Here is a 15,010-nt window from a genome sequence, read left to right as displayed (position 1 = left end):
ATTTGTCAATAGGAAAATGAAATTATTTTTAATAAAATTTAATTTTGTTTGATTTAGGCCGTTTTTGAGATGGGTATGAAATGGGTGAATATGATGATTGAGAGGGTTAGGGTAATAGAAGAAAACAATTAATCAATTCGGATTCTGTAAAATTTGATTGTTAATATATGAATATTTTGGTAAAGGTCGGTTTCTGCGATTTGTATTCCCCTCTTTTAGAGGGGTGCCCGCAGGGCGGGGTGTTTATTTGTCTTAGCCAGACGGGCTTTTTTCTTTTGACAACAAAAGAAACAAAATTGCCGGCTGAAAATTTTTGTTTTGAAGTTTCTACTTTGGCACATATAGTGCATCCCCAAAAATTTGTTAGGCCGGTTAAAAGTAGAACGGGGAGATTGAGCTTAGGCTTAGTTGGGTGGAAATTTAAAATGCAGACTATGTTCTTGTTGTTTGATAATAAATCGAATTAAATTGAATTGTAGCGTTGTATTAGTTTTTCCGAAGAAGCAGTTTCCTTACTTCCTAAACCTGATAGCAATGGAAATACTTTTTGTTCCAGGTGCTCAACAAGTTATTACTGACATTCACAAAAAGATTGTAATGGATAGCAGGACTGCATAAGCCAAATGAACCGAACCTTACATTTCCAAAATCTTAAAGAAAATCTTCTTTGGAAATACCAATTGACGATGATTTGCAATTTGGAACATAACCCACGATTAAAATCGTGGGCAATATGACTATTCCGCTAACTAGGGGATGTGGGCAATACGCGAATCCCTTAAACGAAAACGGCCTGTAAAATACAGACCGTTTATAATATTATCCTGTCGAACTTAGTGTTCTTTGTTTCTCGTTGAAATCTTTCAATTTATTATCTTCTTTTTCTTGTTTAAGCGATTCTTCAGCCTCATGCAATTCTCTTTGCATTACCTTTGCAATTTTTGTGCTGCCATCGTGGCTCCAACCAGGCGGGTTAAACAGGTATTTTACTTTATCCATAAAAGTCGGTGCTTTTTTAACATCAGCAGTTAAAGCAATAAACTCATGGAAAATAATGTTTACCGGTCCGGTATCTTTTGGTTGCGTAGTCAAGCCGTATTTAATTTCGTCTTCAGGTAATTCTGCCTGGAAAGTTCCAAACATTCTATCCCAAAGGATTAAAACCATACCCATGTTTTTATCCAAATAGCGAACATTGCTGGCGTGATGAACACGGTGGTGCGATGGCGTTACGAATATATACTCATACCATTTCGGGAAATTGATTTTGTATTGTGTATGAACCAAATTGCCATAAATCTGTGTTACGAGGTAAGCAAAAAGGATATCCATCGCCGTGAAGCCCATAAATGCCAAAGGCAAATAGAAGAAAACGCGGTACAACGGTTCGAAAACGGTTGAACGGAAACCCGTGGTTAAATTAAAATGTTCTGACGAGTGGTGTGTAACATGCATCGCCCAGAAAAAGCGAACATAATGCCCAACGGTATGTAAAAACCAATACAAAAAGTCTTGTGCGAGGATTAAAACCGTCCAATAAATCCAGATGTTGGAAATTTGGAACAATCTGAATTGGTAGCAATATTCTAAAAGGAAGAATGTTGCTGTTTTCATGCCAAGGTTAATTACAATTGCCGAAACCATTAAGTAAATGTTGGTCCAGGTGTCGCGTTTGGTGTATAATTTTCTGTCGTGAGCATAGCTAAAATACATTTCAACCAGGGTTAAAACGATTACGAAGCCAAATAATGCGCCTACAGAAATATCACTTCCGGTGTACTTCATTTATAAACTGTTATAGTAATCCAAACTTCTTAAAATATCGGCAGTGCTAACACGGCAGTTAAACGTGCATTTGCCTGTAGTTTCTAATAAAGAGAATAAAATGTTGCCATCCTCATTCTTTTTGTCGCTTTTCATTAATTCTAAAAGCGTTTCGAAACTTTCTTTTTTAATCTCGTATTTTGGATATAGTGATAAAATATAATCGCTAATATCTTTCAATTCTTCTTTTGTTAAACCACTGTTTTTAATAGATAAAGCAGCTTCGCACACAAAACCAATGGCAATTGCTTCACCGTGTGTAAGTGGATTTTCATCGTTTGCTAACGAATAACTTTCTACCGCGTGACCAATCGTATGCCCGAAATTTAAAATCTTACGCAAGTTTTTCTCATGCGGGTCGATGGTTACGACTTCATTTTTTATTTCAACCGAACGGTAAATATCTTCAGCCGATGGCATTAAGTAATTAGTGGTTTTTAACTTTTCGTAATATGCTTTATCGTAAATTAAACCATGTTTAATCATTTCGGCAAAGCCCGATAAAAGCTCACGCTGAGGCAAGGTTTTTAAAAATTCTGTTTCAATAAAAACCATTTGCGGCAGGGTGAAAGTACCCACCATGTTCTTCACATTATCAATATCAATACCTGTTTTGCCACCAACAGAGGCATCAACCTGCGAAAGTAGGGTAGTAGGCACATTTACGAAATCGATTCCGCGTTTATAAGTTGAAGCGATAAAACCACCCATATCGGTAATTACGCCGCCACCTAAATTTATCATCAAACTTTTACGGTCGGCTTCAAAATCCAGAAGGGTTTTCCAGATACCGATGCAAAAATCAATGTTCTTATTTTCTTCACCTGCCGAAGTTTCAATTAAATCAAAATCAGCAAAATCATCCATCATCGCTTGAAAAACAGGCAAACAGATTTCACTTGTATGTTCATCGGCAAGGATAAAAACTTTGCTGTATTTGTTGCTTTCCAAAAGCGTTTTTAAGGCATCTAAATTGCTTTCGAAATAAAGCGAATGGCCTGCACTTGTTAAGGTTTCCATTATATTACTTCGATTTTATCTTGTTCAAAAGTGATGATGTCGCCAACTCTAACCTTGTATCGCTTGCGAAATTCGACTTCGCCGTTGCACTTTACCAAGCCGTCCATTACAGCAGCTTGAGCATCACCGCCTGTACCCACTAATCCGGTTGCCTTTAACAGCTGGATTAACGGAATAAATTCGCCCTCTAATTTGAATTGTATCATTATTGGTGCAAAAATACGATTATTTAGCTGTTTTTAATTTCTACAATCAATGCTTTTTATAATTTTGCATCCGTCTGACTTATTAAATAACAAATGATTGATTCATCTCCCAGTAAACAACCCAACTTTGATAATACTGAAGTGGCTTTTCGCCAGAAGAGCAATGCTGATTTAAAAAAGGCTTATTGGTTGTTTAAAATGATTGGTAGTAACTTTTTAACAAAGGTTGGTCCGCCGATTACCAATTTCTTTCTAAATATTGGTTTGCCTATTCAAGGGGCTATTAAAGCAACTATTTTCCAACAGTTTTGTGGTGGCGAAACCATTGCTGAATGTGATAAAGCGATTGCTCAATTGGCAAAAGGTGGCGTTGGAACTATTTTAGACTATTCGGTGGAGGGCGAAGAAGAAGAAGTCGTTTTCGATGAAACTTGCCAGGAAATTATCCGCACCATTTTACGTGCCGATGGCGATAAAAACATCCCAATTACGGTATTTAAAATCACGGGAATCGGTCGTTTTGCTTTGCTTGAAAAACTTGATGCAAAGCAAACTTTAACACCAGCAGAACAAGCAGAATTTGATAAAGTTAAGTTACGTTGTGAAATGATTTGTCGCACTGCTTTTGATAAAGGTGTGCCAATTATGATTGATGCTGAGGAAACCTGGATTCAGGATACCATAGATGAATTGGCTTTAGATATGATGCGTAAATTTAATCAGGAACGCATAATCGTTTACAATACTTACCAAATGTACCGCCACGATAAATTGGCCGATATGAAAGCCGACCACTTAATTGCCAAAGCTGCCGGTTTTATTTTGGGTGTGAAAATGGTTCGTGGTGCTTACATGGAAAAGGAACGTAAACGTGCCGCCGAATTGGGTTATCCATCACCAATTCAGCCTGACAAAGAATCATCGGATAAAGATTATAACGAATCGTTACGTTATTGTGTAGACCATATTGAAGAAATTGCCATTGTTTGCGGAACGCATAATGAAGATAGCAGCCGCCTGTTAACTTATCTTTTAGAGGAGAAAAAAGTGGTGCATAATCATCCTCATGTGTATTTCGCACAGTTGTTAGGCATGAGCGATAACTTGAGTTTCAACCTTGCTGATGCAAATTACAATGTGGCCAAATACGTTCCTTACGGACCGATTAAAGCTGTAATGCCTTATTTGTTTAGAAGAGCACAGGAAAATACTTCAGTTGCCGGCCAAACCGGTAGAGAATTGGGCTTAATTGAAAGGGAATTGAAAAGAAGAAAACTTTAGAAGTTTTAAATTGATGATTTGGAAATGAAAGCAAGTAGTTCTTCGGAAAATGCAGTCCCGCTTTCTGCTCCAATCTTTTTCAAACCTATAAGGTTTTTAAAACCTTATAGGTTTAATCAAAAGTATTTTCGCTACAATCGGGTTTAAGAACTTAATATAGTAACTTATTTCGCAGAGATTCATTTCCTCCGTGTATTCTGTGTTTCTGTGGCAAAAAAACATTTAGCGGATGCAAACGCTAACTTATTACTGTGTTAAGACCCTGAAATAAATTCAGGGTGACGATAGCTGTAAGTCGCGGCAAAATAAAATGATGAAATCATATATTATTTCTTTACCACAAATCCTTGTTTTCCAGTGAGCAAATCGTAAAATAGAATAAAATCGCTGGCTAAGCTATAACCCGGATATTCAAAAGTTGCAGGCTTATTTTTTTCAAAGAAAAAATGCCCAACCCAGGCAAAGCCATAACCCAAAACCGGCATAGACAAAAAGAAAAGCCAATTATGAAACATAAAGCCAGTAAAGAATGCCAAAACAACTAATCCAGTTCCTATAAAATGAAGGATGCGAGAAGTGGTGTTGGTATGTTCACTTAAATAGTAAGGATAAAACTCTTTCAGAGATTTGTATTTCTTTTCTGCCATAACTTTAATTTACAAAATTCCGTTGGCTTTCAAAAACGATTCTAATTGAGCAGGTTTTTCAGTCATTAAAAGTGTATTTAAACCCACTTTTTTTGCGCCTTCAATATGTTGCGGACTATCATCAATAAACAAAGTTTCGGACGGGTTTAAATTATTGTCCTTTAAAACTTGCTCAAAAATATTGGTGTTAGGTTTACGCAATTTCATGTGTTGAGAGAAATAAGCTTTCTCAAAGTAATCATCGTAATTGTTTAGCTCGAAAGTTGTTTTAAGGTAATTGATAATCCAATCATAGTGGATTTCGTTGTTATTGCTCAAAAGAAAAGTTCTGTATTTCTCTTTTACAGCTAACAATAAGTTATGATTTTGTTGGTGGGTTCCAATTAATAAACTGTTCCAGGCATCATCAATCTGTGCATCAGTTAATTCAGGTTTATTCGCAGCTTTTCTAATGCCTTCACGAAATTCTGCCGGAGATATAGCTCCGGTTTCAAAATCATCAAAAAGTTGATTATGGGCTTTATGCGCAAAGAAATTTTCAATATCTACAATACCCAGTTTTTGGAAAGATGCTTGCGCAATTCTGAAATCGATGTCGAAAATTACGTTTCCGTAATCAAAAATGATGTTTTTTATATTTTGCATGGGTATTTAAACTTTGTGCAAATATCTTTAAATATTTAAGATTTTAGCCCGTGAATTCAAAATTGGCTAGCAAACATTTTTTATCTTCTTTATTTCGATTTCTTTACCATCATCTAATACAAATTCAAATAGCCAATATGCATCAGTTACGCTAATATTAATGTTTTGAATTATACCAGAAATTCCCTTGTCGTTTTCAATTAATGCGCCTTCTTTTAAACCTAGCAAATCAGATGTTGGTGTATGCTCATCAATTTTTATCATGCATAAAGATAAAACCTTCGTTGAAAACATTATTCAAAATGGTTAAAATATTAAATTGGATTACAATTTAACCATCTGCTTTTTGCTTTTGCATAAGTATCATCGCCAAGGTGCATTCCATTTCCATCGCCTCTAATAAGTTGATTTGCCAATGTAAAGCCATTGTTTCCGGTAATAAAATTTACGCACAATTGTTTAATCAAATCTACATCTTCATTCGCAACTGCATCCATATCCAAATCCATTATTCTTGCAAAATTCTCTGTCCCGTCAGTTTGTGTTTTATAAACGTCTGGAGCTTCAAAAATCTGAGTAGTAGCATTTAATACTGGCTTTATACAAGGATTAATTCTCACCAAACAAGCTGTATTACTTAAAGACGCATCTAAAATGGAATAGGCTATAAAAGTTGCCGAATCAGGTGGGTCTCCCAATATACTTGTCGACATTTTCTTAATATCAGATACGAAAGTTAAGTTATAATCTGTAAAAGCTAATTTATTATGTTTATTCTTTTGATAGATGTTTTGAATCTCAGCATTATTTGAGGTCTGATAATCTGCAATCATTGCTTGTCCGCCAGTTCCTGTACCTAACGATAAAATTTTATAATCGCTTAAGGGAATTGTATTATTGGTTACCGCTTCAATTAAACCAGCCAAAACCGGATTGTTAAAACCAGAAACGGCTCCATCCCACATTTTTGTTTTACGAATATCGTTACCGTTTAGCTGATTAATTTCAATTTCTGCAGGTGCATCGAAATAATTAACGGGAGCGTTACTTGATGAATGTATCGCATGACCTAAACTAATTTGGTAATATTTTCCGCCACTAAATGCATCGGTTTTACTTTTTGTATTAGAGCGGAAAAAGGTTGCTCTTTGTCTAAAATAATCAAAGCCAACAATTAATATTTGCAATTCTGGCTTACCAATAATCTGTGGAAGTAAGTTAAGGTTAATATCTAAAGTAGGCTGAGTTGTTTTGCCAGCAAGCATTAGTTTATTATAAGCCTGCAAAACATTTTTTAAGCCAGATAATTTACGTTCCATGCTATATTTGGGGCCTAAAACGTTGGTTAAACTTGCAATGTTTCTCCATTTAAGTTTTTCCCAGAAGGATAATTTTGAGAAAACCTGCTTACGTTTACCTTCATCTTCAAAAACAGAGATAATTTCGCTTAATTTCATGTCATTACAAAGCGTTGCAAGCACCAGACTACCGCCCGAATTTGCAATTACCATATCAAACTTTTTAAGTAATTCATGCCCGTTTAGGTCGCCATAAATATCTTGTAGTACGCGTGCCTGTATCAAAGCCCATGAACCACCACCATCTAACGATAAAATTTTGTAAGACATAATTTTAGAATTTGAGTTACGAATAGTTTAGAATCTTATTCATCTTAAGCTGGTTAAGAGATTTTTTTATCAAAAATACTTTACAATATCATCAATATTAATTTTAAGATTATCCCTCAAAAGGGGGATTTTAAATCTATTACATTTCAGAAAAAGATTGTAATTTTATATATAATTAATTCTCTCATTATGAATGTGTTGAATAATCTATCAGTTGCCGAGCTTTATAAAATAGCTGGGTATTCAAATAAACTGCAGAAAGCCAATTTATCTGATGAATTTATTCCAGAAATCATCAATCACAAATCAGAAAGTTGCATCGGTTACCAGGGAATTTTTAATTGGTCGTGCATGCAATACTTAAGTGTAAGCAACTCCATTAAAACAATTTTAGGCTACGAACCGGAAGTTTTTCTGAAGAAAGGTTTAAACTTTGGATTAAGCATTATTCATCCATCCGATTTAGAAAGACTTAGAGCTGTACATCAGTCAATATTTGAATATTATTACAATACACCTCAAAATCAGCGTTTAAAATTGCGTTTCAGTTATAATTTAAGAGTTAAGGCTAAAGATCATAATTACATACATATTTTAAGGCAAAGTAATTTTATGAGTTTTACCGAGGATGGTAAGCCTACAATAGAATATGTTAATTGTACTGATATTACGGGGTTTAGCTTCAATAACATAATTAGTTTAACTGTTCATTTACTCTCTAGTTCGGGCACTTTTGTACTTTGCCATGAAACAGAATTTCCGGAAGTAAATAATAATTTATCTAAGAGAGAAAAGGAAGTTTTGGAACTTGCCAGACAAGGCTACACTAGCAAGCAAATTGCCGATAAGTTATATTTATGTACAGAAACCATTAAAAGCCATAGGAAACACATAATTGCTAAAACCGGCACTGGTAACATGGCTGCGGCAATAAATAAAATTATCAGGCATTAAATTTAAAACCTCCATCTCTATGGAATGGTTTTTGATTTTAATTGAAATGTAATCACTTATTGTCTGCAATTATAGATATTCTAAAAACCAGACAATTGCTAAACTATGTAATTACATTCTTTATTTATCGGATAATCTTTTATTACCACTAATAAATTGATTAACTGATAAATTGAAAAGAGGGATTAATTTCCCTCTTTTTTATTTTCTAATGCTAATTATCCTACCTGTAACTAGATGAAATTCGTAGGTTCGGTATAAAGCGTCTTCAATAATTTCAATCTTTTCAACTAATCCCGTTTTGCTGAATGTATCGGTAACTAAATCACCTTTTTTTATGTCTTGTAATTCTTCAATCGAAGTTTCACTATTTATCCTTTTCATAAAGTAAAAGTAATTATAGATTTTGAGCAATTGGCTTAACAAAATATTAACTTATTCTTAAACAGAGTGCTTAATATTTAGAAAGTCTGCGTAATGTCATTTATTAGCTCTACCTTTCAAATATGGGCGATACACTAAATTTTATACTAGGCGTTATTTTTATTATTGGTGGTTTCAGCGTTTTCTGCGTAATTTTTGGTGGCGGGAAAAAAAGTTAGCTTAATGTTAACTAGTCTAAAAACTTTTTGATATAATTTAATAATTATAGGAGGAAATTAACGATTTCCATATTTTGGATGTTTTTCAGTAGAATTATTCGAAAATTCTGCTTTTTCTCTTTTCATGATATCGAAATACATATCGCCATTTAATTGATTTATCTTAACAACAATATCTCTAACAACACCTTTTCCATTTAATGCAGCAGGAAATGTTAAAGAGTATTGAAAAATATAGTCAGTAAAATCAGTTATATCACTTGTGGTGTAACAGAAAAAATAGCCTCCCTTTTCTGCACTTCTCACATACCAGTTAAGAATAGCTGGCTCATTATAATTTGCATATTTTATTTTAGTTTGATAAACCTGAAGCTTAATTACATCCGGCTCTGGTATATCTTTTTTACAACCTACCAATAAAATAAACATTGTTAGAAATATTAGAGTAGTTTTCACTTTGATACAACAGTTTTATTGGTATAAGTGTTTTAAAATTGTTCATAAATTTAATTTTTTGTAGTTTTTGTAATACAATGTTTCATACCTTGATTGTAACTTTTATATGTTTCTTACAAGTGACCGATTTTTGTAAACAAATGACTAATTCAAGTGTTAATACTACTTAATTAGCTATTATGTGTAAGATTTAATAGGAAAAGGTTTGCAATTGCGTATATCTGCGCATTGCTTTATTTTGTAATTTAGTTGTATAAGGGTATTATTGTATTTGTACAAACAAAACATTTTGAAAGAAAATGATACAACTTGAAGATATCAAGGGGAGGTTTAAAAGAGATAAGGCAATAAGTTCTGGGTATCCAATTAGGGTTTTAATTATTAAGGAAGCTGCTGGTTTGCTATGTATGAATTCAGGAGATTATTCATTATCACCAGGTAGGGTTTTCTTTATTCCAGAAGAGGGTATTATTCGTTTGGAGGGTGAAATAACTTCTGCATATTGGTTAAGTTTTAGTAGTTTACTTTATTCTGAATTTTTACTTCAACATACCGATTCTCAATCTAGAAATCTTTTTATGATGTTATCATTCAGAGATTTGACTGTACAACAAGCTCAAAAAGCATTTACGTTATTAGAGCAATTAAAAAGAGAAATAGCGGCTAAACGCGATACATCATACTTAGCTCAATACTTATCACTATTATTAGGTTTTTCTGCTGTTTTAAATGCAGAATTGATGGATTTAACAGTTGATGAATTACAACAAGTATTAAGATTCAGAGCCATTTTAGAGCAGTATTTCAAAACAGAAAGAGCAACAGAATTTTATGCAGCAGGTATGGGTATGTCATCCAGAAAATTAAATGCATTTTTAAAAAAGGCTTTCTCTAAAAACTTACCAGAGTTGCTATATTCCAGATTAATACGCGAAGCTGAAGAATTACTCATTCATACCGATTATTCAGTTTCTATGATTGCAGAGATATTAGGCTTTGAACAAGCAAACTCATTCGTTAGTAATTTCAAAAAAACTAAAGGTGTTTCGGCACTTGAATTTAGAAGAATGAATTAGTTATAGTTTCGGCTTTGAAATAAAATTTAAAAACGATTGAAACTGGGCTTTATGTTTTTGTCTGTCTAACTTAAAGTAAAACGCACCTCTTCTCGAACTCGACTTATCTTTTTCAGTTTGCTTAATTAGCAAACCACTTGCCGTAATTTTTCTTATAAAATTCCGATTATCAATTGGCGAATCATAAACCTGTTCGTATAAATTCTGAAGTTGCGGAATGGTAAATTTCTTTGGTAAAAGTTCAAATAGAATAGGGTGTAAGGCAGCCTGATACCTTATTTTATCCATAGCAGCTTTAACCATTTCATTATGGTCAAATATCAACTCCGGAACATCTGTTACTTTGAACCACTCTGCGTGATATTGGTCGTTAATTTGAGCACTGTATTTATTAATATCAATCAATGCGAAATAAACAACTGAAATTGTGCGCTCAATCGGATCTCGATCAGGACTACCATAAGCATTTAATTGTTCAAGATATACATCGTGTAAACCAGTAAGCTCAAGTAAAATTCTTTTGGCTGCACCATCTAAATCTTCATCATTTCCAATAAAGCCGCCCATTAAACTCCATTTATCTTTAACAGGCTCAATGGCTCTTTTAATTACCAATAACTTAAGTTCGTTACCATCGTAACCGAAAATAATACAATCTACAGCAACTAAAACTGGTGTTTGGTTTATATATTTTGCCATACTAAAAAAGTGTATTTAAAATTGGGTTACTATAATCATCTATAAATGCAATGATATTATTATAATCTGAAAACTCATAAATTTCGTGTGTAGTTGTTAATACAATGCATTGCATTCCGGCGTTCGCAGCAGATTCGACACCTTTTGGCGCATCTTCAAAAACCACACAGTTTTTTGGCTCGATGTTTAAAGCTTTAGCTGCTTTCAAAAAAGTTTCGGCGTTTGGCTTGCTAATTTCTACATCGTGTGCCGAAACTATTGCTTTAAAATAGTGCCTGATGTTTAATCCATCTAAAACAAAATCAATATTAAAAGGTATAGCTGCTGAACCTATTGCCATTTGAATTTCTTGTTCTTTTGCCTTTTCAAAGAATAAATCCAATCCGTTGAGTAATGCCAAATGCGGCATGTAAAGTTGCTGGTATCTTTTTTCTTTATCGTTTGACAAAAATTCAACCTGTTCTGCAGAAAATTTTTCTGAACCAAAAACGCGTTCTAAAACTTCAGCATTTTTGCCATACATTTCTTTTTTTACATCTTTATACGATATTGATGCACCTAAATCATCATTCATTATTGAGTGCCACGCCAATGTATGGTATTCCATATCATTAATTATGGTGCCGTTTAAATCGAAAAGAAATGCCTTTGGCTTAAATTCTAATGCATTCATATTAATAGTAAAAGATGCTGTTTTTTTTGATGATTTAAAAATCGGCTCAATAATAAGTGAATTAAAATTATAATCGTTACTATAACGTTATTTATTTTCATATTTTAGTCGAAACCAAATTATTTGTTATGAAAAAGAACAATTATAAATTTTTCCTTACAGCTATTTTAGCGTTATCGCTTACAGCCTGCAACCAGCCTCAAAAAAATAATGTAGAATCTGCTGATAGTACAGCCAATCATTCTGCATTAACTGCTGAAATTGATGGAAAAAAAGTAGAATTATTTACACTTAAAAATAAATCAGGTGCATCTGTTACCATTACGAATTATGGAGGTAGGATTGTTTCACTTTTGGTGCCCGATAAAAATAATAAGCTTACAGATGTAGTTTTGGGTTACGATAGTCTTGCTTCTTACCGAAAAAAAGGTGAGCCATTTTTTGGTGCGCTAATTGGTCGCTACGGAAATAGAATCGGCAAGGGGAAATTTAAACTCGATGGTAAAGAATATAGTTTGCAATTAAACGATGGCGTGAATACACTTCATGGTGGTACTGATGGTTTCTTTGGCAAAGTTTGGGATGCAAAACCACTTGGAGATGATAAAATCGAGTTAACTTATGTATCTGCAGATGGTGAAGCAGGTTATCCTGGTAAGCTTGATGTTAAAGTTACTTACACCTTTACTGATGATAATGCTTTAAAGATAGATTACGAAGCGACTACTGATAAAACTACAGTTGTAAATTTAACCAACCATGCTTATTTCAATTTAAATGGTGAAGGAAATAAAACCATATTAGATCACGAATTATTCATCGATGCGAATGCTTACACTCCGGTAGATTCAACATTAATTCCAACCGGTAAAATAACGCCAGTAAATGGAACTGCTTTCGATTTTACAACAGCCAAAACGATTGGTAAAAACATTGATGATAAAGAAGAACAATTAAAATTTGGCAAAGGTTACGACCATAATTTTGCTTTAAATCCGCATGATGGAAATAAAGCTATTGCAAAAGTTAAAAGTACATTAACCGGAATTATTTTAGAGGTTTATACAACTGAACCAGGCTTGCAATTTTATAGCGGTAACTTTTTAACTGGTGAAACTAAAGATGGAAAAGGAGGGAAATCTTACCCATACCGTTCGGCAATTTGTTTAGAAACCCAACATTTTCCTGATGCACCAAACCACGCAAATTTTGCATCTACAACATTAAAACCTGGTTCTGTTTATAAAACCAGTACAACATATAAATTCTTAAAATAGATTTTTACAGCTTGTAAAAGCTACTAGCGTTTTTCAGGAAAAGGTTTTCCTTTTCCTGAAATGTTAGTTTTGAAGAATACTTTTCTACCAGATGAAACCAATCTGAATAAGGTCTGCTTACTAAAACAACAGGCCAATCGCTTCCATACATTACGCGGTTTGTTCCAAAGTGTTCGAAAATGGTATCAAAACATTCAAAAATTTCATGTTCTTTCCAGTTTTGCCAATCGGCTTCAATTAATAAACCCGAAATTTTGCAGTAAACATTTGGGTTTTGAGCCAAAATTTTGATGTTCTCTTTCCACTTTTTAATGTTTCCGCTTTTAATGTCTGGCTTACCACAATGGTCTAAAACTAACGGCTGATTTTCTAATTTATCAACCAGCTTAATAATATCTTGTAATTGATTATGGTAGCAAAGTAAATCGTATGTGTAATTGTATTTATTTAGTTTTTTAACTCCGTTGATGAAATCATCAGAAAGGAAAAAATCAGCAGTTTCTGCTTGCAAAACATGTCTCCAGCCTTTTATTTTTTTGAATGAACTCCAATATTTTAGTCTTTCATCCAGGTTTGGATTTTTTAAATCTATCCAGCCAACAATTCCTTTAATAATTTCGTTTTGTTCGGATAGGGTTAATAAAAAATTGTTTTCACTTTCTGATTGACTTGCCTGAAGGGCAATGCACCCATTGATTTTTAGGTCGCTATATGGCCGCATTAAATTCTTCGGAGAAAAATTATTGCGAATAATGCTCATTTCTTCTGTTATCCAACTATCTCTGGTTGCATCGAAATTCCAAAAATGTACGTGAGAGTCAATCATTTTATCTTAAAGTTTAAAAATTTCTTCCATTAAAATCCATTTTTCGCCAGGTTTTGCGGCTGGTAAAGCTTGCTGATATTGCCACATTAAATCTTCCCATTCCTGCACCTTTACATTTTCTTTATCAGCCTTGCTTTTAGCTTCGAAAGAGAAACTATCGTTAACTTCCATAATCATAACCAAGCGATTACCTAAAAGATAGATTTCCAGGTTTTCGATGCCAGAATCTGTAATGCTTGATTTAATTTCGGGCCAAACCGCTTTATGATGAGCCTTGTATTCCTCAATAAGCTGCTCATCAATTATTAAATCGAGCGTTAGGCAATATCTTTTCATGTTATTGATAAGCTTTTACGTGTTGCTTGCTGCTGCCAAGTCCATCTATTCCAAGCTCAACAACATCACCATCTTTTAAATACCAAGGTTCAGGTTTTTGTCCTAAGCCAACACCTGCAGGCGTTCCGGTTGTAATTACATCACCAGGTAAAAGTGTCATAAACTGGCTGATATACGAAACCATAAACGGCACATTAAAAATCAGGTTTGAGGTATTTCCATCTTGTAAAGTTTTGCCGTTTACAGTTAACCAAAGGCGTAAATTATGAACGTCGGCAATTTCATCTTGCGTAGCAATAAATGGTCCGATGGGAGCGAAGGTATCGCAGCTTTTTCCCTTAACCCATTGTCCGTTTCTTTCTAGTTGAAATTCTCTCTCGCTATAATCGTTATGCAAAACATAACCAGCTATATGCTCGAGCGCATTTTCTTCAGAAACGTAACTTGCTTTTTTACCAATTACTATTGCTAATTCAACTTCCCAATCTGTTTTTTTACTGTTTTTTGGAATTGTTAAATCATCATTCGGACCGACGATTGCCGAAGTAGCTTTAAAAAATAATATCGGTTCAGCCGGAATTGGGGCATTTGTTTCAGCAGCGTGGTCTTTGTAATTTAAACCAACACAAATAATTTTTGAAGGACGAGCTAAAGCGGCACCCAACCTAACTTTTTTATCAATTTCGGGTAAGTTTGCAGTTTTTAAAGCTTCGCTAAGTTTTTCTAAACCATCGCCACCAAAAAATGCTTCGTTGTAATCGCTAACAAGCGAAGAAACATCGTAATATTTATCTTCTATAATTAACCCCGGTTTTTCAGCACCCGGTTCTCCAAATCGAATTAATTTCATTTTATATTTA

Annotated in this window: 18 protein-coding genes; 4 read left to right on the top strand and 14 right to left on the bottom strand. The window is 33.9% G+C overall.

Annotated elements, in window-relative coordinates; translation table 11 throughout:
• Positions 1 to 819: 819 nt before the first annotated feature.
• The 3 genes from ACO05K_RS09125 to ACO05K_RS09115 are packed head-to-tail and all read right to left on the bottom strand — an operon-like array spanning position 820 to position 3,050.
• Positions 820 to 1,785 (bottom strand): sterol desaturase family protein, encoded by a 966-nt coding sequence (locus tag ACO05K_RS09125; RefSeq protein WP_421944133.1) that lies wholly within the window; start codon positions 1,783 to 1,785, stop codon positions 820 to 822.
• A complete protein-coding gene (gene aroB / locus ACO05K_RS09120) occupies positions 1,786 to 2,844 on the bottom strand; it encodes a 3-dehydroquinate synthase (RefSeq protein WP_421944132.1) in 1,059 nt (352 codons plus the stop codon).
• Positions 2,844 to 3,050 carry an RNA-binding S4 domain-containing protein gene (locus ACO05K_RS09115; RefSeq protein ID WP_025142770.1) on the bottom strand — a complete coding sequence of 69 codons (207 nt, stop codon included), beginning with the start codon at positions 3,048 to 3,050 and terminating at the stop codon, positions 2,844 to 2,846. Before ACO05K_RS09115 ends, aroB begins: the two co-directional genes overlap by 1 nt.
• 93 nt (positions 3,051 to 3,143) lie before the next feature.
• Here ACO05K_RS09115 and ACO05K_RS09110 point away from each other — a divergent pair, with 93 nt between their 5' ends.
• Positions 3,144 to 4,331, top strand: coding sequence for a proline dehydrogenase family protein (locus tag ACO05K_RS09110; RefSeq protein WP_421944131.1), 1,188 nt, complete (start codon positions 3,144 to 3,146; stop codon positions 4,329 to 4,331).
• A gap of 326 nt (positions 4,332 to 4,657) precedes the next feature.
• Here the strand turns inward: ACO05K_RS09110 and ACO05K_RS09105 are convergent, their stop codons facing one another.
• From ACO05K_RS09105 to ACO05K_RS09090, 4 genes are all read right to left on the bottom strand, one after another.
• Positions 4,658 to 4,978, bottom strand: a complete 321-nt coding sequence (locus tag ACO05K_RS09105) for an Mpo1-like protein (RefSeq protein ID WP_421944130.1) — start codon at positions 4,976 to 4,978, stop codon at positions 4,658 to 4,660.
• A gap of 9 nt (positions 4,979 to 4,987) precedes the next feature.
• Positions 4,988 to 5,623, bottom strand: coding sequence for an HAD family hydrolase (locus ACO05K_RS09100; RefSeq protein ID WP_421944129.1), 636 nt, complete (start codon positions 5,621 to 5,623; stop codon positions 4,988 to 4,990).
• Positions 5,624 to 5,689: 66 nt separating this feature from the next.
• A complete protein-coding gene (locus ACO05K_RS09095; RefSeq protein WP_421944128.1) occupies positions 5,690 to 5,887 on the bottom strand; it encodes a hypothetical protein in 198 nt (65 codons plus the stop codon).
• A gap of 50 nt (positions 5,888 to 5,937) precedes the next feature.
• A complete protein-coding gene (locus ACO05K_RS09090) occupies positions 5,938 to 7,251 on the bottom strand; it encodes a patatin-like phospholipase family protein (protein WP_421944127.1) in 1,314 nt (437 codons plus the stop codon).
• A 189-nt stretch (positions 7,252 to 7,440) separates the two neighbouring features.
• On the opposite strand from ACO05K_RS09090, the gene ACO05K_RS09085 reads away from it, so the two are divergent.
• Positions 7,441 to 8,205, top strand: a complete 765-nt coding sequence (locus tag ACO05K_RS09085; RefSeq protein ID WP_421944126.1) for a LuxR C-terminal-related transcriptional regulator — start codon at positions 7,441 to 7,443, stop codon at positions 8,203 to 8,205.
• A 201-nt stretch (positions 8,206 to 8,406) separates the two neighbouring features.
• Here ACO05K_RS09085 and ACO05K_RS09080 read toward each other — a convergent pair whose 3' ends face one another.
• On the bottom strand, positions 8,407 to 8,589 hold the full coding sequence (locus tag ACO05K_RS09080) for a hypothetical protein (RefSeq protein ID WP_421944125.1): 183 nt from the start codon (positions 8,587 to 8,589) through the stop codon (positions 8,407 to 8,409).
• 275 nt (positions 8,590 to 8,864) lie between these two features.
• Positions 8,865 to 9,236: a hypothetical protein gene (locus ACO05K_RS09075; RefSeq protein WP_421944124.1), complete on the bottom strand. Its 372-nt coding sequence runs from the start codon at positions 9,234 to 9,236 to the stop codon at positions 8,865 to 8,867.
• A 326-nt stretch (positions 9,237 to 9,562) separates the two neighbouring features.
• Here ACO05K_RS09075 and ACO05K_RS09070 point away from each other — a divergent pair, with 326 nt between their 5' ends.
• Entirely contained in the window at positions 9,563 to 10,339 is a 777-nt protein-coding gene (locus ACO05K_RS09070; RefSeq protein WP_421944123.1) for a helix-turn-helix domain-containing protein, read from the top strand.
• Here ACO05K_RS09070 and ACO05K_RS09065 read toward each other — a convergent pair whose 3' ends face one another.
• The gene (locus ACO05K_RS09065; RefSeq protein ID WP_421944122.1) at positions 10,340 to 11,038 is read right to left on the bottom strand and encodes an NUDIX hydrolase; all 699 of its coding nucleotides are present in this window, start codon (positions 11,036 to 11,038) and stop codon (positions 10,340 to 10,342) included.
• Position 11,039: 1 nt separating this feature from the next.
• On the bottom strand, positions 11,040 to 11,711 hold the full coding sequence (locus ACO05K_RS09060) for an HAD family hydrolase (protein WP_421944121.1): 672 nt from the start codon (positions 11,709 to 11,711) through the stop codon (positions 11,040 to 11,042).
• Positions 11,712 to 11,839: 128 nt separating this feature from the next.
• On the opposite strand from ACO05K_RS09060, the gene ACO05K_RS09055 reads away from it, so the two are divergent.
• Positions 11,840 to 12,988 (top strand): aldose epimerase family protein, encoded by a 1,149-nt coding sequence (locus ACO05K_RS09055; protein WP_421944120.1) that lies wholly within the window; start codon positions 11,840 to 11,842, stop codon positions 12,986 to 12,988.
• A gap of 4 nt (positions 12,989 to 12,992) precedes the next feature.
• Here the strand turns inward: ACO05K_RS09055 and ACO05K_RS09050 are convergent, their stop codons facing one another.
• From ACO05K_RS09050 to ACO05K_RS09040, 3 genes are read right to left on the bottom strand one after another with little or no spacing between them, the layout of a single operon-like run.
• Positions 12,993 to 13,814, bottom strand: coding sequence for an amidohydrolase family protein (locus tag ACO05K_RS09050; RefSeq protein WP_421944119.1), 822 nt, complete (start codon positions 13,812 to 13,814; stop codon positions 12,993 to 12,995).
• Between the two features lie 6 nt (positions 13,815 to 13,820).
• On the bottom strand, positions 13,821 to 14,150 hold the full coding sequence (locus tag ACO05K_RS09045; protein WP_421944118.1) for an L-rhamnose mutarotase: 330 nt from the start codon (positions 14,148 to 14,150) through the stop codon (positions 13,821 to 13,823).
• Position 14,151: 1 nt separating this feature from the next.
• Entirely contained in the window at positions 14,152 to 15,000 is an 849-nt protein-coding gene (locus ACO05K_RS09040) for a fumarylacetoacetate hydrolase family protein (protein ID WP_421944117.1), read from the bottom strand.
• Positions 15,001 to 15,010: the final 10 nt, after the last annotated feature.

It is taken from the genome of Pedobacter sp. (assembly GCF_965227205.1).
In the GTDB taxonomy this organism is placed as follows: Bacteria; Bacteroidota; Bacteroidia; order Sphingobacteriales; family Sphingobacteriaceae; genus Pedobacter.
The sequence above is the reverse complement of the archived record's forward strand: the minus strand, read 5'-3'. Positions and strand labels throughout refer to the sequence as shown.